The sequence below is a fragment of the Altererythrobacter sp. CAU 1644 genome (assembly GCF_029623755.1).
Classification (GTDB): Bacteria; Pseudomonadota; Alphaproteobacteria; order Sphingomonadales; family Sphingomonadaceae; genus Erythrobacter; species Erythrobacter arenosus.
On record NZ_CP121106.1, the window covers coordinates 728,692 to 750,000 of the forward strand.

Consider the following 21,309-nt stretch of genomic DNA (forward strand, 5'->3'; position numbering starts at 1 on the left):
TGATCGATTTTTCCGCCAAGCGTGATCGAGCGCTTGCAATTGCGACTTATTCTCAATAGCGCATCAATCCCAATCGAGAATGATTCGCAAGAAAGTGACTTCATGACATCTGTTTTCCGTCGCGCAGCCCTCCTCTCTTCCGCTGCGCTGTTCCTCGTCCCCTCCGTCGCCAGCGCGAATGCCGCAGCCGCCGCGGAGGATCGCGATTACCTGCCCAGCGACATTATCGTAACCGGTGAGCGGCAGGGCTATGGCGAGGATGACGGGTCGAGCGGGACCAAGACTCCCACCCCGCTGATCGAGGTTCCGCAGACCATCACCTTCGTGACCGCAGACCAGCTTGAAGACCAGTCGATCCGCCAACTTGGCGAGGCGCTCCGCTATGTCCCTGGCATCAGCATCGAAACCGGCGAAGGGCATCGCGACGAGATCTTCGTGCGCGGCCAGGAAACCACGGCCGATTTCTATCTCGACGGTCTGCGCGACGATGCGCAGTATTACCGGCCGCTCTACAATGTCGAGCGCGTCGAGGTCCTCAAGGGCGCCAACGCGCTGATCTTCGGGCGCGGCGGCGGTGGCGGGGTGGTCAACCGCGTGAGCAAGACCGCCCGGCTCAATGGCTTCTCGGCCGAGTTCGACGCTTCGGTCGACAGCTTTGGCGCCTTCGCCATTGCCGGCGACGTCAACACCAGGCTTTCCGAGCCCGCGGCGCTGCGCATCAACGCGGTATATGAGGAGTTCAACAACGACCGCGACACTTACGACGGACGTTTCATCGGCTTTTCGCCCACCGCGACGGTTGAACTTGGCGAGGCGACTCGCCTGATCGCGACCTATTCCTATGATGACGACAAGCGCGTCACAGACCGCGGCCTGCCGAGCCTCAATGGCGGCCCGCTGCGCGGCTTCGACAGCACCTTTTTCGGCGTCCCTGGGTTCAACGAAGCGACCGCCGAAGTACACATCGCCCGCGCGCGGCTGGAGCATGAATTCTCCGACTCGCTCTCGGCAAACGCCTCGGTCCAGTATGCCGATTACGACAAGTATTATGCCAACGCGCTACCCAACGGCACCGATGGGGTGAACGTCTCGCTCAGCGGCTATGCCGATTTCACCGAGCGCCAGAACCTGATCGGCCAGGCAAACCTGGTGTGGCAGGCCGCGACCGGCGGAATCGGGCACAAGCTTCTGGCAGGTGTCGAGGCGCTCGACCAGGATACCAGGAACGGGCGCTTCAACATCGTGCTTAGTGAAACCAGCGTCCCGCTGACCGAGGAATTCGCCTATCCGACCGCCACGCTCGGGGCGCTTTCGCGCGAACGCGATAGCAATCTTACCGTCCTGTCTGCATACATCCAGGACCAGATCGAAATCGGCGAGCATCTCGAACTGATCGCTGGCTTGCGGTGGGAACGCTTCGATCTCGACACGGTCAACGTGCTCAACGGCGTTACCGGCGACCGCGTCGACGAGATGGTGAGCCCGCGCTTCGGTGCCGTGGTCAAGGCATCGCCGGCACTCTCGGTTTACGCCAGCTACGCCGAAAGCTTCCTGCCGCAGGCCGGGGACCAGTTCCTGCTGCTGTCGCCTGGCGATTCGGCGTTCGAACCGGAGAAGTTCACCAATTACGAGCTCGGCCTTAAGTGGGCACCGGCCCGGGACCTGTTCCTGACCGCCGCAATCTTCCGGCTCGATCGTACGAACACCAAGGCCGACGATCCGGTTACCTTCGAAACCGTGCTGACCGGCGAGAGCCGCGTCGAAGGGTTCGAATTCAACCTGGCTGGCGAGATTACCCCGCAGTGGCACGCCAATATCGGCTACACCTATCTCGACGGCAAAGTGACTTCCGACAGCGACTTCGCCAGCGCCGGCACGCGCCTGCAGCAGTTGCCGCGGCACCAGTTCAGCGCCTGGACGCGATATGACCTGACCGAAGCCTTCGGCCTCGGGCTGGGCTTGCTCTACCAGGGCGAGCAGTTCGCGAGCTTCTCGCAGAATGTGACCCTGCCCGATTACGTCCGCGTCGATGCGGCCCTCTTCTACGACGTGAGCGAGCGGCTGTCGCTGCAACTCAACATCGAGAACCTGTTCGACGAGAACTACTATCCCAGCGCGCACGGCGACAACAACATCCAGCCGGGCGACCCGTTCAGCGCCCGCGTGGGTGTCCGCCTCAAGCTGTGATGCCTAGTCCGGCTCGCTCCCCGGCGCATCGTCGCGGGGGAGCGGCCGCATCGCCGGTACGGCGCGCGCTGCGTCCTCGGCACTGATGCCGGGGGCGGGAGCGGCACTAATCGTCTCGCTCCGCCGCGCCACCCGTCCGGCTCGCTGCACGGCGCGAACGAGCCGCGGATAGACCCCGCAGCGGCAGATATTGGGAAGCGCCGCCTTGATCTCGGCCTCGCTCGGCGCGCTATTGCGCTGAAGCAGCGCAGCCGCCGCCATGACGATGCCCGGCGTGCAGAACCCGCACTGGATCGCCTGCTCGGCCACCATCGCCTGCTGGACCGCATGCGAGCGATCGTTCGACAGGCCCTCGATCGTGGTGATGAAGCGACCCTCGGCCTCGGCGATGGTGATCAGGCAGGCGCGCAGCGCAGCGCCATCGACGATCACGGTGCATGCGTGGCAGTCGCCATTGCCGCAGCCATACTTCGTCCCGGTGAGGTTCGCTGCATCGCGCAGCGCCCACAAGAGCGGGGTTTCCGGGTCCATATCGAACTGGACCGGACGGTCGTTTACGGTCATGCGCGACATCGGCGCGCGGCTCCTACTTCAGTTCCGCTGTGTGCCTATCAGTTGCGCCAGCTCGAATCGATCTTGTCGATGCGGCGTTTCCACGCTTCGAAATCGAACACGCCTGCTCCGCCCTGCGATGCCATGACCGAGAGGTCGCGCTGGTGGACGTCGACGACTTCCTGCGAGATCACATTGGCCTCGCCCTGGCTCAGCGTCGCGACCTGGATTTCGCACGCGCGTTGCAGTGCCCACATCTTCACGAACATGCCCGGAATGGTCCGGTCCATCACCACCGGTCCGTGGTTGCGCAGCATGAGGATCGAATGGTCGCCGAGGTTCTCGACCAACCGCTCGCCCTCTTCGGGACGGACCGTTACGCCTTCGAAATCGTGATAGCCGATCTGGCCCTGGAAATTGCAGGCATAGAAATTGGTCGGCAGCAGCCCGCCCTTGTGGCTGCACACCGCCATGGTCGCGGTGGTGTGCACGTGGCAGATGGCGGTCGCCTTCTCGCCCAGATGCTTGTGGAAGTAGGCATGCTGGGTGAAGCCCGCTTTGTTCACCATGTACTGCGACTGGCCGACATTGTTGCCTTCGACATCGATCTTGACGAGGTTCGACGCGGTCACCTCGTCATAAAGCAATCCGAACGGATTGATCAGAAAGGTGTCTGCCTCTCCCGGCACTGCCACCGAAATATGGTTGTAGATGCTCTCGCCCCAACCGAGATGGTCGAAGATGCGATAGCATGCGGCGAGATCGAGACGGGCCTGCCACTCTTCGCTGCTGCATTCGACATTGGGTTTCAACTGGGTCGCCATGGCGCTCTCCTCATCGATTCCTTGCTTTATGAAACCTATCGCACGGGGACGCCCCACCACACAAGGCTGTAGCGGCGCGCGCTGCGTACCGGCACCAGCGGTCATTTTACTTGCGCTTTGGCATGGCGTGCTTACGGCCTCGCGCAAATGAGCGAAAACGCCAAACTAACGCGCGGGTCGATCCGCTCCCACCTGGTGTCGCAAACACTTCCCATGATCGTTGGCGTCGCGGCGATCATGTCCATCGGCCTCGTCGATGCCTATTTCATCGGCCAGCTCGGCAGCGCCGAACTTGCAGCTATTTCCTTCGTCTTTCCCGTGACCATCGCGCTCGGCAGCATGGGCGTCGGGATCATGGTCGGGATCAACTCGGTGGTTGCGCGTGCGCTCGGCGAGGGCGATGATGAGAAAGCCGAGCGGCGCGGCACGCTGGGGCTGATATTTGCGGTGATCAGCGGCATTGTGGTGGGACTGGCACTGTTCGCGCTGCTGGGCCCCCTGTTCCGCCTGATGCAGGCGCCGGACGATCTCCAGGCCATCATCCAGACCTACATGCGGCCCTTTGCCCTGGGCTATCCGCTGCAAATGACGATCATGGGGATCAACGGGGTGCTGCGCGGCCAGGGCGAGGCGCGCAAGACCTCGCTGGTCTCGATCACCTATTCGGCGGCCAACTGGGTGCTCGACCCCATCCTGATCACCGGCGCATTCGGCTTCGAGGGACTGGGCATCGTCGGGGCCGCCTATGCCACGCTGATCGGCTGGGCGCTCGGCATCCTCGTGGGGTTGCGCCTGGTCCGGCGTGCGCCGCTCGAACTTGGCCTGGCGAAGTTGCGCAATTGCCACCCAGCCGAGCCGTTGTTCGCCATCATCAAGGTTGCCGCGCCTGCCGCGGTTTCGAACTCGATCAATCCCATCGGGCTGGCCGTCCTGACCGCCCTGCTTGCAAGCGAGGGCGAAGCGGCGGTGGCCGGCTTCGGTGCGGCAGGGCGGATTCAGAGCTTTGCCGTCGTGCCACTCCTCGCCCTGTCGGGCGCCATTGGGGCGATCGTCGGGCAGAACTGGGGCGCGCGAAAGCCCGAACGATCGCGCGAGGCCATGCTGCTCGCCGGGATATTCTGCCTCGGATATGGCCTTGTCATCGCGGCCATCCTGTCATTCGGCGGTGGCTGGTTCGCGGACCTGTTCACGGAAGACCCCGCCGTCATGCAGCAGTTCGCCCGCTATCTTTCGATCGCGGCCTGGGGCTATGCCGGGTTCGGCCTGCTGATCGTCGCCAATGGCGCACTGAACGCGGTCGACAAGGCCAAGTTCGCGCTGATGCAAAGCTTCGCCCGCGTCTTCCTCGTGATGATGCCGATTGCCATTGTGCTTCGCGGGCAATGGGGTTCCGATGCGATCTTCGCGGCGGAACTGGCCGCCAACCTCGCTGGCGGCGCACTGGCATCGGTGATCGTGTGGCGCGTGCTCAAGCGAGATCCGAAAGCCTGATTTTACAGGGGTGATCATTCGTTAACCATCTTCGGTCATAGAGGGTCCTCAACCTATTGGGGGCGGTGATCGATGGACGACCTGCTGGCGGATTTCGTCGCAGAAACCAAAGAGATGCTGGAGGCTAGCGAAGGCGAACTGATCGCCTGGGAAGCAAATCCGGCGGATCGCGCGCGCCTCGATGCGATTTTCCGCTTTGTCCATACTGTGAAGGGCAATTGCGGCTTCTTCGACTTTCCCCGCCTGGAGAAACTCAGCCATGCCGCGGAAGACGCGCTCGCCGAAGTGCGGGCGGGTCGCCGCGCGCCCGACGCCCCGCTGGTGACCGCCGTCCTCGCCATAATCGATCGTATCGGACAGATGGCCGACGCCATCGAAGCTGGTGAGGAATTCCCCGAAGGCGGCGACGATAGCCTGATCGCCGCGCTGGATGCGGGGGAGACCGATCTCGTCGAAGCCGACGTCTCGGCCGCCGATCCCCAGGATCCGGCCAAGCCAGGCGACCGCAAGGCCGACGCCGGCAACGGCGCGCCACGCACCATCCGCCTGCCGGTCGACCTGCTCGACCGCGTGATGAGCGGCGTTTCCGACATTGTCCTCGCGCGGAACGACCTCGCTCATCGCCTCCGTGCGGCGGGGACCCAGCCGACTATCGACGGTCCGTTCGAACGGCTGACCTCGATCCTCAATGATGTGCGCGAGGCGGTCACACGCATGCGCATGCAGCGCATCGAACTGCTGTTCGGCGCGTTCCCGCGGCTGGTCCGCGACCTTTCCGCAGAGCTCGGCAAGCAGGTCCTGATCGACCTCGAAGGCGGTGACGTCGAGATCGACCGTGAAATGGTCGAGATGATCCGCGATCCGATGATCCACATCATTCGCAACGCGATCGATCATGGCATCGAACCTCCAGCCGAGCGGCTCAAGGCCGGCAAGCGCGAGATGGGGATTCTTGGCATCGCAGCACGCCAATCCGGCAACAAGATTTCCATCGTCATCAGCGACGATGGTCGCGGCCTCGACGAGAAGAAGATCGCGGCCAAGGCGGTGGCGGTCGGGCTGCTGAGCGCTGAGGAGCGTGAGCGGGCGAGCCGCGACGAAATCCTCCAGTTCATCTTCGAACCCGGCCTGTCGACCGCCGAGACCGTGAGCGCGGTATCTGGCCGCGGCGTCGGCCTCGACGTCGTGCGCGAGAACCTTGAGAAGATCGGCGGCTCGATCCGGGTTTCGACCAACGAGGGCGAAGGGACCTATTTCTATCTCCAGATTCCGCTGACCCTCAGCATCATCTCCGGCCTCACGGTAGAAGTTTCGGGACAGCGCTTTGCCATCCCGCAATCCTATGTCGAGGAGATCGTCCATTTCGGCAGCAATGGCATCGAATACTCCAAGGTCGGCGGTTCGATCCTGATCGACTTCCGCGGGCGTCGCACACCCTGCCTTTCCTTGGCCGAAGTGCTCGGCCTCGAGGATCGGATCGACCCGACCAAGCGTTCGATGGTCCTCATCCGGCTCGCCAGTGGCGACATGATCGCACTCGCGGTCGACAAGATTCACGGCATCGCCGACCTGGTGGTGAAACCGCTCCCGCCGGCGGTGATGGCCACCGACCTCTATGGCGGTTCGACGCTCCTCGACGATGGTAGCCCGGTCCTGCTGCTGGACATCCCGCTTATCGCTTACAACCGCGGGCTCGTCTCGGATGTGCGGAGCCTGAAGAACCGCCAGATCGAGCAGTCCGAAGAACATGAAGTCGCCAAGGGCGTCCGCGCAATGACCTTCATCGGCCTCAACGGCCGGAAACAGGCCATTGCGCTCGCACTGGTCCACCGGATCGAGACGGTCCGACCGGAAGCCGTCGATCGCTCGGGCGAAGTCGATCGCGTTGTCGTCGACGAACAGATCTTGCCGTTGATCGGCCTGCCGGACGAGATGCCGGCCGGGGACAAGCTGCGCATGCTGCGGCTGTCCGATGGCGCTTGCGACCTGCTCTACGCCGTAAGTGAAGTGGACGACGCGGTTCTCCTCGAAGGCGATCTGGTGGCGGTCGATGACGCATCCTTCGTCCAGGCCGTTACCCTGCACGAAAGCGAATCGATCGCGCTTATCGACGGCCACAAGCTGTTCGCGCGCCACGGTGTCGCACCAAAGAAATCCGCCTCGATTACGTGTCTGTTGCCCGACGATCCCTGGGCGCGCCGGATCCTCGGCCCGCTGCTAGTCAATGCCGGTTATACGATTGCCGAAGCTTCCGCCGACAAGAGCGATGTCGTCATCACGATCGACCGCGATTTTGAGGATTCGAGCGGCGAGCCTGCGGTTCCGACAATTCGCCTGCGCAGCCTACCCGACAGCGAGGTGCCCGAGAATGAGCGCGCGGCCTCGATCTATCGCTACGATCGCGACGGGCTGCTGAAGGCGCTCAGCCAATTCCGCAAGGGAGTGGCAGCATGAACGAACTTCTGCTCATCGTGCATATCGCCGGTCGCCGCTGCGCGCTCGGCGCAAACGACGTGCACTCGGTAATCGAGGTCGGCACGATCACGCCGATCCCGCGCGCTCCTGAGCATATTGCCGGGCTCACCACCCTGCGCAGCCAGGCCCTGACCGTGGTCGATTGCCGCCAGGCGATCGGGTTCGATCCGGCCGATTTTGCGACCGATATCCGCGCGCCGATCGTCCACATCGCAGGCCACAATTACGCGCTCCTCGTCGACCAGGTCGAAGATGTCGCCGAAGCCATCAGCGACGCCGAAGAAGTGCTGGGCGGCTATGGCGAGAGGTGGAAGGGTGTTTCCAAGGGCCTGATAGAGACGGCCGAGGGCCCCGCGTTACTGTTCGATTTCAAAGCCTTGATGGGATCACCGATGGAAGACCAGCGGGCGGCTTAATCGCTTGGTTACGGCTCTTCTTTACAGGAAATGACAAAATGACAGGGGTCGAAATGAAAACGTGTCTGATAGTCGATGATTCGCGGGTCATCCGAAAGGTTTCGAGACATATTCTCGAAACCCTGGGGTTTGAGGTCGCTGAAGCCGAGCACGGGCAGGACGGGCTGGAACGCTGCGAAGAATCCATGCCCGATGTAATCCTGCTCGACTGGAACATGCCTGTCATGACCGGCATCGAGTTCATCATCCAGCTGCGCCAGCGGCCTGGCGGGGACAAGCCCAAGGTGGTGTTCTGCACGACCGAGAACGATGTCGCGCATATTCGCGAGGCGATCGACGCCGGCGCCGACGAATACGTCATGAAGCCGTTCGATCACGAGACTTTGCAGATAAAGCTACAGCTCGTCGGCTTCGCCTAAGGGTCGCGCACATGGAACCGCGCGAGGGCTCCGGCAAAGCAACGCCGAAAGGCGGCAGGGATGCCAACGGCCCTATCCGGGTCATGATCATCGACGATTCGATCACCGTTCGCACAGTCTTTGCGCGGATGGTCGAGGCCGACCGCGACTTGACCGTGGCCGCGACGGTGAGCAATGCCGAGCGCGCCATCGCCAAGCTCTCGAGCCTGCCGGTGGACGTGATCCTGCTCGACCTAGAGATGCCCGGAATGGGCGGGCTGGAGGCCCTGCCCAAGATCCTGGAAAAGGCCCAGACCGCGCAGGTCCTGGTGGTTTCCTCGCTGACCGAGGATGGCGCCGAACACACCATGGCGGCCCTGTCCATGGGCGCAGCCGATACCATGCCCAAGCCGCGACCGGGCGGCTTCGACGAAGGCTACCGCGCTGCCCTGCTCGGCAAGATCAGGGCGCTCGGCGGACGCGATCCGGCGGCTAGGTTTGCAGCCGAACCCGACGGCGGCAAGCCCACTGCGCGGCCGGTACGCACGCACCGCCACAAGCGCCCCGAAGTGGTCGCGATCGGGGCGTCGACCGGCGGCATTCACGCGCTCAACATCCTGTTGCGCGCCCTGCCCCGCAGCTTCGACCTGCCTATCCTCGTGACGCAGCACCTTCCGGCAGCGTTCATCCCGGTCTTTGCGCGCCAGCTCGAACTCGTTTCGGCCCGCAAGACCGTGATCGCTGAAGACGGAGCCGAAATCGGCACCGGCGAGATCATGCTGGCGAGCGGCATCGGACACATGATCGTCGAGCGGCGCACCGCAGCGCTGGTGACGGCCATCTCCTCCGCGCCTGCACCCAGCGGATGCCGACCGTCTGTCGATCCGATGCTCGAAAGCCTCGCTGATGCTGTCGATGGGCATGCGCTGGCCGTGATCCTGTCGGGAATGGGGCGCGATGGCGTGATCGGCGCTGCCCGACTGGTCGAGCGCGGCGGGACCGTGCTCGCGCAGGACAAGGACAGTTCGGCCGTGTGGGGAATGCCCGGCGCGGTCGCCAAGGCTGGTCTCGCCAGCGTCATTCAACCGCCCGAACAGCTGGTCCAGTCGATCCTGGCCGAGACGGGAGTCGACGCGTGGAAATAAGCGAAGCCTCCTACCAGATCATCGCCGAACTGCTCGCCGCCCGGACCGGGCAGCAACTGACAGAAGGACGCCGCTGGCGTATCGGAACCTCGCTTTCGAGCATCTTCCGCGAGCGCGGGATAACCAATGTCGATCAGCTCGTGTGCCTGCTCACCATGCCCGGCGAAACGCAGCTGGTGCAGGATGTGGTCGAGGCGTTGCTCAACAACGAGACCTATTTCTTCCGCGACAAGCCGACCTTCGATCAACTGCCCGCTGAAATCTTCCCGATCCTGGCCGAGCGACGTTCGGCCAAGCGGCGGCTGCAGATCTGGTGTGCCGGATGTTCGACCGGGCAAGAAGCCCATTCGCTGGCAATCCAGTTCGCCGAGCAGGCGGCCCAATGGGAAGGCTGGTCGATCGACATTCTCGGCACCGATATTTCGCAGAAGGCCATCAGCGTCGCGCGCAGTGGGCACTACAGCCAGTTCGAGGTCCAGCGCGGGCTCAGTGTGTCGCAGATGCTGAACTATTTCGATGAGACCGCCTCCGGATGGCAGATGCATTCGTCGACCCGATCGATCGTGCGGTTCCAGCAGCACAACATCCTCGATCCGGCGCCCTGTCGCCAGCCGTTCGACCTGATCCTGTGTCGCAATGTCCTGCTGTATTTCGACGGTCCGACCCGTACCCAGGCATTCGACCGACTGCACCAGGCCTTGGCCCCGGACGGCTTCCTGATGCTGGGCGCCGGCGAAACCGTGGTCGGGCAGACCCAAATGTTCGAATCCGCGGCCCGCAGGCCAAGTATCTACGAGCCGGTTTCGGCGATGCGCAGCGTCCAGCAGGCGCTGGCCGGGTAGCGCCGGGAAGGGCGGCAGAGCGGCGCGGATGAAGGTAAAGATTGGGTTTACCCTTCCTTAGCGAATGCCGGTTATGCCGCTCTACAGAAGGTAAATTTGCGCGTTCAACGGGGGGAATTTGTGGCTCAAAGGCAGGCGCCTTCACAATTGACATCGGCATCGTTGGTGGTTGCCCCGTTGGCTATTCTAACGGTCATATTCGGCTTGTTTGCGCTTGCCGTCTGGATCAGCGACACGACCCGCGTTGTCTCGCCCCAGCCGATGATCATCGCTGGCGTGCTACTGTATGCGGCAACCATCTTCGGCCTGGGCCGCGCCGGTGTCGAAGATATCCGCGAGGCCAAGACTGCCGGCCTGGTGGACTCGCTGACTGGCCTTCCCAACCGCCGCGCACTTCATACCGATTTCTCCGAACATGCCACGCCGGGCGAGGAAGTCGCCCTGGCGCTGCTTGATCTCGACAGTTTCAAGCAGGTCAACGATCACTTCGGGCATCTGTTCGGCGACCAGTTGATCGATGCGTGCGCCAAGATCCTGAAGGAACTGTGCGGCCAGGAAGCGCACTGCTATCGCCTTGGCGGAGACGAATTCGCGATCATGAAGGTAGGCCCCGTTGCCGGGACCATCGTCGAAAGCATCTGCCGCAAGATCATCGAACAGCTTTCCAAGCCCATCAGCATGGAAGAACGCAGCATCGCTGTCGGAGTCAGCATCGGGCTGTCGCGCAGTTCCGGGCGCGACGGGATTTCCTCGTCCGAACTGCTCCGTCGCAGCGACGTCGCCATGTATGCCTCGAAGCGTGGCGGCCGGATGCGTTGCACCTGGTTCAGCGAGGATTTCGATCGCGACCGCGAGGCTGTGCGCGAGCTCGACAACGAGTTGCGTTCAGCCCTGGCGAACGAGGAGTTCAGGGTATTCTACCAGCCGCTGGTTGACGCGGACACGCACAAGATCGTGGCTGTCGAAGCTCTCCTGCGCTGGGATCGCCCGGATGGCGAGCCGATCGGGCCCAACATCTTCATTCCCGTCGCCGAGGAATCGGGGCTGATCAATGCCATCGGCCTGTGGGTTCTGCGCCGCGCCTGTACCGATGCCATGGCCTGGGGCGACATCACGCTGTCAGTAAACATCTCGGCGGCCCAGTTGCGGAATCCCGAATTCCCGGTGCAGCTCGGCTACATCCTCGAAGAGACCAACTTCCCGCCGCATCGCCTCGATCTCGAGGTGACGGAAACCTGCCTCGTGCTCGACCCTGTGGTCGCAGAGCGTAGCCTCAACGTGATCCGCGAGTTCGGCGTCAATGTCTCGCTCGACGACTTTGGGACCGGTTACGCATCGATCGGATTCCTGCGCCAGTTCCGTTTCGAGAAACTCAAGCTCGACCGCTCGCTCGTCGTGCAAGCGGGGATGGACGATGGATCGCGCGCCATGATGCTGTCGAGCATTGCCATGGCCCGCGCGCTCAAGATGGGCGTCACCGCTGAAGGCGTCGAGACGGAAGATCAGGCTACGCTGGTGCGAACCGCGGGCTGCGACCAGATCCAGGGCTGGCTTTTCTACAAGGCGATGCCCTTTGGCGAAGTAGAGGCACTGATCGGTGCCCAGAATGACATGATGGGCCGCCAGCGGGCGGGCCGGGGGAATGCCGCATGAGTGCGATCGAAGATATTGCCAACCAGCTGCAGTTCGAAGTCGACGGCCAGGCCGATGCGCAAGCACCCGGTGATGCCGTGAAGTCGTCTGCGCCATGGCATCTTGTCAGCAACTGGTTCCAGGACCTGTCGCTTGCAGGCAAGATGCGCACGATCCTGACCAGCCTGCTGGGCACCTTCGTGCTGATGGGCATTATCGTCGCAGTCGGACTGTCGAGCCTCTATGGCAAGACCACGGTCAACGGCGAGCTCAAGAACACCGTGATCAGCGCCGCCGACCTCAAGGGCGAATGGGGTTCGCTTCGGTACAACACCGTTCGTTATATCCTCGGCAGCGAACAGGCCGCACTCGAACGCGTCAGAGCGACCCAGGCGGACGTCACCACGGAAATCGAAAGCATCGAGCGCACGATCGATCGATTTGCCCCGCAATTCTCGGAAGATATCGACACTTTGCGGACCGACGTCCAGGCCTACAACGCCAAGTTCGAGGAATTGCGCGCCAATCTTGACACCAACGGTCGCGATGAGCGCAGCGTCTCGCTGGCCTACGAATTGTCGGAGCGGGGTGACGCCCTCTTCGTCGAGGTAGACCAGTTCGAAACGGACTTGCGTGCCCTGGTCGATTCCGACGAACAGGCCGGGCTCGCTTACTTCTTCAACATGGTGAACATCCTGCTGGTCCTTACCATCCTGGTCGCGGCCATCATGTTCTTCAGCCTTCGCTACATCGGCGGCAACCTGCTCAAGAAGATCGGCGAGATCACTGCTGGCATGACCCGGCTGGCCCAGGGCGACCGTCACTTCGAGATCGAGGGGATCGAGCGCAAGGACGAGATCGGCGAGATGCTCAAGGCGCTTGAGCTGTTCAAGCGCGCGAATATCCGGCTCGAAAAATGGGCCGAAGAACGCGCCGAAGTGGCCCAGGGCGATCTCAAGGCGCACGAAGAACGCGAGGCCGAGCGGCGGCGGATCCTGATGGACCTTGCCGAGCAATTCGAACGCACCGTGGGCGATGTCGTGGGCGGCGTGGCCGCAGCGTCGAGCCAGTTGCAGATGACGGCCACCGGCATGGCGACCTCGGCCGAAGAGTCGACCCGCCAGACGGCGGAAGTCGCCAGGTCGATGGAAGAAGCCAATGCGGGCGCGACCTCGGCGGCAGCGGCGAGCGATGAATTTGCCATGTCGATCGGCGAGATCAGCCGGCAGGCCGCATCGTCGGCCGAACTGGCGCGCAAGGCTACGCTCTCGGCAACAGAGGCGGACACGACCATTTCGGCATTGTCATCCTCGGCCGACCAGGTCGGCCAGATCGTCGAGCTGATCCAGACCATCGCTCAGCGCACCAACCTGCTCGCGCTCAACGCCTCGATCGAGGCAGCGCGTGGTGGCGAGGCAGGCCGCGGATTCGCGGTTGTGGCTTCCGAGGTCAAGGAATTGGCGATGCAGACCAGCCGTGCGACCGAGCAGGTCGCCGAGCAGATCCGCGCCATGCAGGATTCAACCGGGGCCAGCGTGGGAGCGCTGCGCACCATCGTCGACCAGATCCAGCAACTCGAATCGACGGCGGTGTCGATCGCATCCGCGGTCGATCAGCAATCGGTTGCGGGCCAGGACCTTGCCCGCAGTATCGATCTCGCGGCACGCAGCACCGACAAGGTATCGAGCCATATCGACGACGTGCGCGAGCTGTCGCTTTCGACCGGTGCCGCCGCTGCCCAGGTGCTCTCCTCGGCAACCGAACTCGAAGGTCAGGCCTCGACGCTGCGTTCGCAGATGCAGGACTTCCTCGGCTCGCTGCGGCGCGGCTAACGCACTTCCCATGATGAATAGCTGCGACGGATCCGATCGGTCGATCGGATCCGTGCCAACTCGCGCCGGCCGCCGATAGGCTGCCGACAGGCCGCCCTACCCCATCGTGATCGCGGCCTTGTCGCTGAATCAAAACGGCATTCGACAGATGGGTTGCGGAAGGATAGACTTCACGCTCCGATCAGCCTCTGTAGGGGGAAGTATGGAGGTCGGCGACACGCCAGACAAGCCGCAGACGGCAGGCCTTCAGACCGTCTTCTTGAGTTATACGCACGCCGACCGTGGTCGTGCAGAAGAGATTATTGCCATCATTCGGCAAGCCGGTTTCAACGTCTGGTGGGATGGACTCATCGGCGGAGGGGCCCGCTTCGGCGACATAACCGAAGAAAAGCTGCAGCAGGCAAAGGCGGTCGTGGTGCTGTGGTCGGCCAGCTCCATCAAGTCGCACTGGGTGAAGGACGAGGCGACCTGGGGGCGCGACAAGGAACGCCTCATCCCGGTTTCCATCGACGGCACCGAACCCCCGCTGGGCTTTCGGCAAGTGCAATTCCTCGACGTCTCGCGGGCCGGCAACGATACCTCGCACCCCGCCTTCATCGAACTCGTCAGGGCGCTTGAGAGGCTGCACGGGATTTCGAAAGGCGGCGACGAGGCAGACGAAGTGCTTGCGGAAGGGGCAGGAGCAGCGTCCCTCGGTGCGGCGGCCACGCCCCGGCGCAAGATCACGGTCGATCGCCGCGCCGCGATCGTCGGCGGTGCGACGCTAGGGGTGGCGGCTGTCGGACTGGCCGGGTGGAAGCTCGGCCTCTTTGGCGGGAATACGGTGAGCAACAGTATCGCGGTGTTGCCCTTCGCCCGGATCGGAGTGGATGAGGAACAGGCGATCTTTGCCGATGGTCTCGCCGCGGAAGTAAGGGCGCAACTCGCGCGCAACCCGTTGCTGCGGGTGGCGGCGCAGGTCTCGTCCAACAGCTTCACCGAAACCGAAGAGGATGCAAAGTCGATTTGCCGTGCATTGGGTGTCGCATACCTGCTCGGCGGGAACGTGAGAATTGCCGGCGACCGCGTGCGCGTGGTGGCCGAACTGACCGACGGCAAGACCGGGTTCAGTCCCTGGACCGAGACCTACGAACAGGAACTCGACGATATCTTTGCCATTCAGGGCGCCATCGCCAGCTCGGTGGTCAGGCAGTTGTCCGCGCAGATGGACGATAGCGGCGCGAATGCGAACGGCCAGGTCGGCGGCACCACGAGCATAGCCGCCTATGATGCCTATCTGAGGGGGCTGGAGCTCTACGATTCCGGGACCGATGAATCGACCGACCGCCAGGCACTGGCCAAGTTCGACGAAGCCATCAGCATCGATCCACAATATGCGGCGGCGCATGCTGCCAAAGGGCGCGTGCTCACGCTGATCGGAAACCTCTACGCCGGTCCGGAAGAGCGCAAAGGGCTCTACGACACGGCGATCGCTGCCGCCGACACGGCCGCCGGGATCGCTCCCAAGTTCGCCGATGCCCATCTGGTCAAGGGCTACGCCATCGTCATGGGCCGGCTCGACATGCGCTCGGCACGCAAGCCCTACGAGGACGCCTACGAACTGGGCAAGGGCGATGCCGACATCTTGAGCCGCTATGCCAGTTTCCAGGCCCGCATCGGGGAAGATGCCAAGGCAAGCGCAGCGATCGAAGCCGCCAGCGGGCTCGACCCGCTCAACGCCCGAACTTTCCGCAACAAGGGCAACATCGCCTACGACGCAGGCAGTTACAACGAAGCGCTGGCCGCGTTCGAACAGGCGCAGGGGATCCAGGAGAACCTGTCGAGCTATCACTATTTCGTCGGATCGACCAAGCTGATGCTGGGCGATCTTGAGGGCGCGAAGGCCGATTTCGAGGCGGAATCCTTCCCCGTCTGGCGCCTGACGGGCGGGGCCATCGTCGAACACCTGCTCGACAATCAGGCCAAGGCGGAAAGCTACCTCGAAGAACTCCAGCAGGTACAGGGCGACAAGAGCAATTACCAATATGCGCAGATCTACGCGCAATGGGGCCGGATCGAGGAAGCGCTCGCCGCGCTCGCCGCAGCCTGGCGCCTGCGCGACAGCGGGCTGGTGCAACTGTATCGCGATCCCTTGCTCAAGCCGCTGGAGCGCACGAGTGCCTTTCGCGATTTGGTCGCACGAATGGGATTTGTTTGATAGTCAGGCGCAGGTTCGGGCCAACCGGACTGCGAAAAAGGGGTCTGCAGAAGCTCTTGCAACAGAGGGAGTAGTGCAATGAAATTTGGAAAGGCAGCGATCGCCGCATGCTTGGTAAGCGGGCTGGCATTGGCGGGATGCACCAACGAAGAAGCAAAGGAGGACGAGGCTCCACCGGCAGCCGACACCGACCCGGCTCCTGCCGAGCCTGAAGCGACAGATGAACCTGCGACGGAAGATTCGGCCGCCGAAGCCGCCGATCCGATGCAGAGCGAGAGGGAACGCACTGGTCCAGACGAACGCACCGGACCCGACGAAATCGCGCAATAAGCGCTACTGACGCAGTCGCTCAATCGATAGTGATCGGGGGATCTACGGTATCCGGTGGATCCCCCTCACCCTCGATGCGCTGATCGCGCGGTCGATCCATTCACGATAGCTGGCAACCCGGGTGTAGACGCCCGGGTAATTGCTTTGCGCACAACCGATGCCCGCAGCAACAATCCCGACCAGTTGTCGGCTGCGCCCCGCCTGACGGGACAAGGGCCCACCACTATCACCGTAGCAGGCGTCGCGCCCCGCGATGGGCGACCGGGCACAGATGATGTCTTGCGGATTGTAGGAAGAGAATTGGCGATAGCGCGCGCAGGTCCCCGGATCGAGCGAGGCGATGGTCAGCTTCATGAGGTCCTGGGAATTGCGCTGCGTCCGGTTATGGATGTCGAGCAAGGGGTTGGTGCCCTCCTCGGTTGCCCCGGTGAAGCCCCAGCCGGTGACCATGAGCGGCGTGTTCTCCGCCAGCCTCGCCCGGCCTTGCGGCGCCAGTGCGATGGTCCCCAGCATGCCCTTGTTCTGCAGGCGATCGAGCCGGGCATCGGTGCGGATTCGAATGATCGCAATGTCGGCATTGTCCTCGGCCTTGCCATATCCCTCGTGAATGACGATCGATTCGATCGGGAAGTTGCTCCCGCCATTCGCGATGTCGAGCGTTCCAAGCCGGACCTGGAGATCGTTAAGCGCCCGCGTCGAAACGCAATGGGCCGCGGTCAGGATGATCCCCGGCGCGATATAGGATCCCCCGCACTTGTGCGCTTTCTCGAAATTGAGCCGCTGGATGCGCCCGACACCGGGCCGGCCAGAGGTTTCCAGCGGCGGCCCCACATCGGGCAGGAACAACTGGGCCTGCCACTTGCCATCAGCGCGACCGGCGACCTGCCCGCCGACCATCCGGGCCACGGGCAAGACCGGCTCGCTCAGCATCACGCGATCGAGCGCGATCCCGAACCCGGTATATCTCTTGGTATCGAACTCGCCCTGCATGGCGTCGCAGAGCAACCGCTCCTCGAGTGTCTGACACATGTCGGCGGGAATGGACTGCTGCGGCTGGATCGACCAGATGCGGGGATCGATGGGCGTGGCCGACACGAAACTGATGAAATGATAGATCCCGGGCTCGCCCAGCGCCCCAGCGGCGGAACTGTTGCTCGCGCTGGTTTCTATGATGGGATCGCCATTGTCATAGGTCCCCGCCTGGAACAGCCCGCCCTGCATGCCGAGCACCGGGCGGATACTGCCGTCAGGCGCGATTGCCACGGTAGTGAACTCGCCGACGCTGTCACCGCGTAACTTGACCTGGATATGAAGCGGACGGTGAGCGCTGAGCGCCGACCAATCGGACGTTGCCGGCATCGGGCACCAGCCCGGGGACGATGCCTCGTTGGAAATGCAAGTCACGGGCGGCTCACGAGCGCTGTTTCGCGCTATGTTCAGCAAGGCGCTTCGACGCGCGACCGGTGCCATCGCCGCCGCCATCCGGCCGAACAGCTCCGCCCCGTCTGCTGCGCCCAGGTCGACCGGATAGGGTACGTTGCTCGACCACGCGAACTCGCCACGATTTGGGCCGGAATGGAAGTCGAGGATATCGGCGATATCCATCGCCTCGCGTACAAAGGTTCGATATTGCCGCGCCGCGACAGGATCATTTTCGGCCCGTTTGATCCGGACGAACATCAGGTCCTGAAAGAACTCGGGATTGGGCGTGATCTCGTACTCGGCAGGTTCGCCGATCGCCCAACCCTTCATCGTGGCGACGAACTCCGCAATCTCCGCGCGCCGCTCGCCGATTTCGGGGGAGAGCCGCAGCAGCGTCGCGTGATAAACCGGTTCGTACGGTGGATTCTCGGAAGCTGTTGCCGTGGTCGGCGCCTCGGACACCACTTGCGTGTGACTTGAAGGAACCTCGGCCGGTGTATGGACCTGCGCGACAGCTGGCGAGACGAGGATCGGCGCCAGTAGGGCAAGCAGGCCCGTGGCCATCCGGGTTGCTGTATGAGCCCGATCCTGTCGCTCCATCTGCGCCTCCCCACGCACAAACCAACGCTCGCATCGGGTGATACCACGTTCCAGCGCCAATCCGAACTGCGGAAGACCGGTGAGGATGCTGGCCGATCAAGCTCATGGTGAAACGAAAAAACCGCCTGACCTTGCGGCTAGGCGGTTCGAAATTCGGTGGTTGCGGGGGTTGGATTTGAACCAACGACCTTCAGGTTATGAGCCTGACGAGCTACCGGACTGCTCCACCCCGCGGCACCGTTATGTAGCGTCCCGTAGAGACGCCAAAAGGGCCGCCCTGGTGGGTCAGCCCTTCGACTTGTGAATGGGTTTTTCCGCGCACCCGCCGGCTGCAATGCCTGGCGGCGACCTACTCTTCCAGTGCTTAGGCACTAGTACCATCGGCGCGGTCTGGTTTCACGGCCGAGTTCGAGATGGGATCGGGTGGGTCACAGACGCTATGGCCACCAAGCAATGAAGCAGGCGGATGCGGGTTTAAATCGATGCACCTTGTCTCTCTTGCGAGAGAGTGGGCTAGATCTGGCATGAGGTCATTCCTCCTCAACGCCAGCCTGTTTCCAGGACTGTCGTTGATGGTGGGATTCATCAAGCGCGATCAGAACTATTAGGACTGGTTAGCTCCATGCATTACTGCACTTCCACACCCAGCCTATCAACGTCGTGGTCTACGACGGTTCGAAGATTGCTTATCTTGAGGGAGGCTTCCCGCTTAGATGCTTTCAGCGGTTATCCCGTCCATACATAGCTACCCTGCGGCACCGCTGGCGCGATGACAGGTACACCAGAGGTATGTTCACCCCGGTCCTCTCGTACTAGGGGCAACTCCTCTCAACAATCGACGCCCACGGCAGATAGGGACCAAACTGTCTCGCGACGTTCTGAACCCAGCTCACGTACCACTTTAATTGGCGAACAGCCAAACCCTTGGGACCTGCTCCAGCCCCAGGATGTGATGAGCCGACATCGAGGTGCCAAACGATTCCGTCGATATGAGCTCTTGGGAATCATCAGCCTGTTATCCCCGGCGTACCTTTTATCCGTTGAGCGATGGCCCTTCCACGAGGGACCACCGGATCACTATGACCGACTTTCGTCTCTGCTCGACTCGTCAGTCTCGCAGTCAGGCAGGCTTATGCCATTGCACTCTCGCAGCCGGTTTCCAACCGGCCTGAGCCTACCATCGCGCGCCTCCGTTACTCTTTAGGAGGCGACCGCCCCAGTCAAACTACCCGCCACAGAGGGTCCCACTACCGGATAACGGTAGTTGGTTAGACATCAGAAAACAGCAGGGTGGTATTTCACCTATGGCTCCCCTTGGACTGGCGCCCAAGATTCAAAGCCTCCCACCTATGCTACACAACTCTTTCCTAATGCCACTCTGAAGCTGCAGTAAAGGTGCACGGGGTCTTTCCGTCTAACCGCGGGTACTCCGCATCTTCACGGAGAATTCAATTTCGCTGAGCATATCCTGGAGACAGTGGGGAAGTCGTTACGCCATTCGTGCAGGTCGGAACTTACCCGACAAGGAATTTCGCTACCTTAGGACCGTTATAGTTACGGCCGCCGTTTACTCGGGCTTCAATTCGGAGCTTGCACTCCTCCTCTTAACCTTCGAGCACCGGGCAGGCGTCAGACCCTATACGTCGTCTTGAAGCCGACTTAGCAGAGTCCTGTGTTTTTGCTAAACAGTCGCTACCCCCTGGCCTGTGCCCCCCACCAAAAGTTGCCTTAAGATGGGGCCTCCTTCTTCCGAAGGTACGGAGGCAATTTGCCGAGTTCCTTCAGGATACTTCTCTCAAGCGCCTTGGTATACTCTACCTGACCACCTGTGTCGGTTTCGGGTACGGTCTATACGGAGAGGCTATTTCCTGGAACCGCTTGGCTGCCCGACCAATCCAATAAGGTCGAACAACTTCCACGATCCGTCACACATCTCCAGGCCCACGAATATTAACGTGGTTCCCATCGACTACCCCCTTCGGGCTCGTCTTAGGGGCCGGCTCACCCTGCGCCGATTAGCGTTGCGCAGGAACCCTTGGTCTTTCGGCGAGAGGGCATCTCACCCTCTTTGTCGCTACTCATGTCAGCATTCGCACTTCCGATACGTCCAGCGTCGGTTACCCTTCGCCTTCACTCGCTTACGGAACGCTCCGCTACCGCTGCAGTAAACTGCAACCCTAAGCTTCGGTGCATATCTTTAGCCCCGTTACATCTTCGCCGCAGGAACCCTTATTTAGACCAGTGAGCTGTTACGCTTTCTTTAAAGGATGGCTGCTTCTAAGCCAACCTCCTGGTTGTTTTGGGATTCCCACATGCTTTCCCACTTAGATATGACTTGGGGACCTTAGCTGTAGGTTAGGGCTGTTTCCCTTTTGACGACGGACCTTAGCACCCGCCGTCTGTCTGCCGGATAAGACTCGATGGTATTCGGAGTTTGGTTAGGTTTGGTACCGCTCGCGCAGCCCTAGCCCATCCAGTGCTCTACCCCCATCGGCATACATCCGACGCTCTACCTCAATAGATTTCGCGGAGAACCAGCTATTTCCCGGCTTGATTGGCCTTTCACCCCTAAACACAGCTCATCCGAGAATTTTTCAACATTCACCGGTTCGGTCCTCCAGTGCGTGTTACCGCACCTTCAACCTGGCCATGCCTAGATCGCCGGGGTTCGGGTCTAATCCAACATACTCAGTCGCCCTATTCAGACTCGCTTTCGCTTCGCCTACACCTAACGGCTTAAGCTCGCATGCTAGATTAAGTCACTGACCCATTATGCAAGAGGTACGCTGTCACCCCCTATGGGGCTCCAACTGCTTGTAAGCATCCGGTTTCAGGTACTGTTTCACTCCCCTAATCGGGGTGCTTTTCACCTTTCCCTCACGGTACTGTGTTCGCTATCGGTCATGTACGAGTATTTAGGCTTGGAGGGTGGTCCCCCCATGTTCAGACAGGATTTCACGTGTCCC

14 protein-coding genes, 1 tRNA gene and 2 rRNA genes (1 of these 17 only partly in view) are annotated in these 21,309 nt (G+C 62.1%); 11 read left to right on the forward strand and 6 right to left on the reverse strand.

The annotated features are described in order from the left end of the window. Positions 1-102 precede the first annotated feature (102 nt). Positions 103-2,187 carry a TonB-dependent receptor gene (locus P7228_RS03660; protein ID WP_278016865.1) on the forward strand — a complete coding sequence of 695 codons (2,085 nt, stop codon included), beginning with the start codon at positions 103-105 and terminating at the stop codon, positions 2,185-2,187. 3 nt (positions 2,188-2,190) lie between these two features. Here P7228_RS03660 and P7228_RS03665 read toward each other — a convergent pair whose 3' ends face one another. Then, complete coding sequence (locus P7228_RS03665; protein ID WP_278016866.1) at positions 2,191-2,760, reverse strand: (2Fe-2S)-binding protein; 570 nt, start codon at positions 2,758-2,760, stop codon at positions 2,191-2,193. 38 nt (positions 2,761-2,798) lie between these two features. Further along, positions 2,799-3,563, reverse strand: coding sequence for a class II aldolase/adducin family protein (locus P7228_RS03670; protein ID WP_278016867.1), 765 nt, complete (start codon positions 3,561-3,563; stop codon positions 2,799-2,801). Positions 3,564-3,710: 147 nt separating this feature from the next. Here P7228_RS03670 and P7228_RS03675 point away from each other — a divergent pair, with 147 nt between their 5' ends. The 10 genes from P7228_RS03675 (at position 3,711) to P7228_RS03720 (ending at position 16,321) form a co-directional block, all read left to right on the forward strand. Next, positions 3,711-5,054: an MATE family efflux transporter gene (locus P7228_RS03675; protein WP_278016868.1), complete on the forward strand. Its 1,344-nt coding sequence runs from the start codon at positions 3,711-3,713 to the stop codon at positions 5,052-5,054. A gap of 72 nt (positions 5,055-5,126) precedes the next feature. Then, positions 5,127-7,508 carry a chemotaxis protein CheA gene (locus P7228_RS03680; RefSeq protein WP_278016869.1) on the forward strand — a complete coding sequence of 794 codons (2,382 nt, stop codon included), beginning with the start codon at positions 5,127-5,129 and terminating at the stop codon, positions 7,506-7,508. Then, positions 7,505-7,945, forward strand: coding sequence for a chemotaxis protein CheW (locus tag P7228_RS03685; protein ID WP_278016870.1), 441 nt, complete (start codon positions 7,505-7,507; stop codon positions 7,943-7,945). The genes P7228_RS03680 and P7228_RS03685 overlap by 4 nt, the downstream gene beginning before the upstream one ends. Before the next feature lie 53 nt (positions 7,946-7,998). Beyond that, the gene (locus P7228_RS03690) at positions 7,999-8,364 is read left to right on the forward strand and encodes a response regulator (protein ID WP_278017701.1); all 366 of its coding nucleotides are present in this window, start codon (positions 7,999-8,001) and stop codon (positions 8,362-8,364) included. An 11-nt stretch (positions 8,365-8,375) separates the two neighbouring features. Further along, the gene (gene cheB / locus P7228_RS03695) at positions 8,376-9,488 is read left to right on the forward strand and encodes a chemotaxis-specific protein-glutamate methyltransferase CheB (RefSeq protein WP_278016871.1); all 1,113 of its coding nucleotides are present in this window, start codon (positions 8,376-8,378) and stop codon (positions 9,486-9,488) included. Next, positions 9,479-10,330 carry a CheR family methyltransferase gene (locus tag P7228_RS03700; RefSeq protein WP_278016872.1) on the forward strand — a complete coding sequence of 284 codons (852 nt, stop codon included), beginning with the start codon at positions 9,479-9,481 and terminating at the stop codon, positions 10,328-10,330. Before cheB ends, P7228_RS03700 begins: the two co-directional genes overlap by 10 nt. Before the next feature lie 204 nt (positions 10,331-10,534). Then, on the forward strand, positions 10,535-11,983 hold the full coding sequence (locus P7228_RS03705; RefSeq protein ID WP_278016873.1) for a putative bifunctional diguanylate cyclase/phosphodiesterase: 1,449 nt from the start codon (positions 10,535-10,537) through the stop codon (positions 11,981-11,983). Then, positions 11,980-13,794, forward strand: a complete 1,815-nt coding sequence (locus P7228_RS03710) for a methyl-accepting chemotaxis protein (RefSeq protein ID WP_278016874.1) — start codon at positions 11,980-11,982, stop codon at positions 13,792-13,794. The genes P7228_RS03705 and P7228_RS03710 overlap by 4 nt, the downstream gene beginning before the upstream one ends. A gap of 259 nt (positions 13,795-14,053) precedes the next feature. After that, positions 14,054-15,991: a TIR domain-containing protein gene (locus P7228_RS03715; protein ID WP_278016875.1), complete on the forward strand. Its 1,938-nt coding sequence runs from the start codon at positions 14,054-14,056 to the stop codon at positions 15,989-15,991. 78 nt (positions 15,992-16,069) lie between these two features. Beyond that, complete coding sequence (locus P7228_RS03720) at positions 16,070-16,321, forward strand: hypothetical protein (protein WP_278016876.1); 252 nt, start codon at positions 16,070-16,072, stop codon at positions 16,319-16,321. Between the two features lie 42 nt (positions 16,322-16,363). Here P7228_RS03720 and P7228_RS03725 read toward each other — a convergent pair whose 3' ends face one another. The 4 genes from P7228_RS03725 to P7228_RS03740 all read right to left on the reverse strand — a co-directional run. Continuing rightward, on the reverse strand, positions 16,364-18,307 hold the full coding sequence (locus P7228_RS03725; protein ID WP_278016877.1) for a S1 family serine peptidase: 1,944 nt from the start codon (positions 18,305-18,307) through the stop codon (positions 16,364-16,366). A gap of 193 nt (positions 18,308-18,500) precedes the next feature. Next, a tRNA-Met gene (locus tag P7228_RS03730) sits at positions 18,501-18,577 on the reverse strand. 102 nt (positions 18,578-18,679) lie between these two features. Next, positions 18,680-18,794: ribosomal RNA gene (rrf, locus tag P7228_RS03735) — 5S ribosomal RNA — on the reverse strand. A 133-nt stretch (positions 18,795-18,927) separates the two neighbouring features. Next, positions 18,928-21,309 (reverse strand): 23S ribosomal RNA (locus P7228_RS03740); it runs 406 nt beyond the window's last position.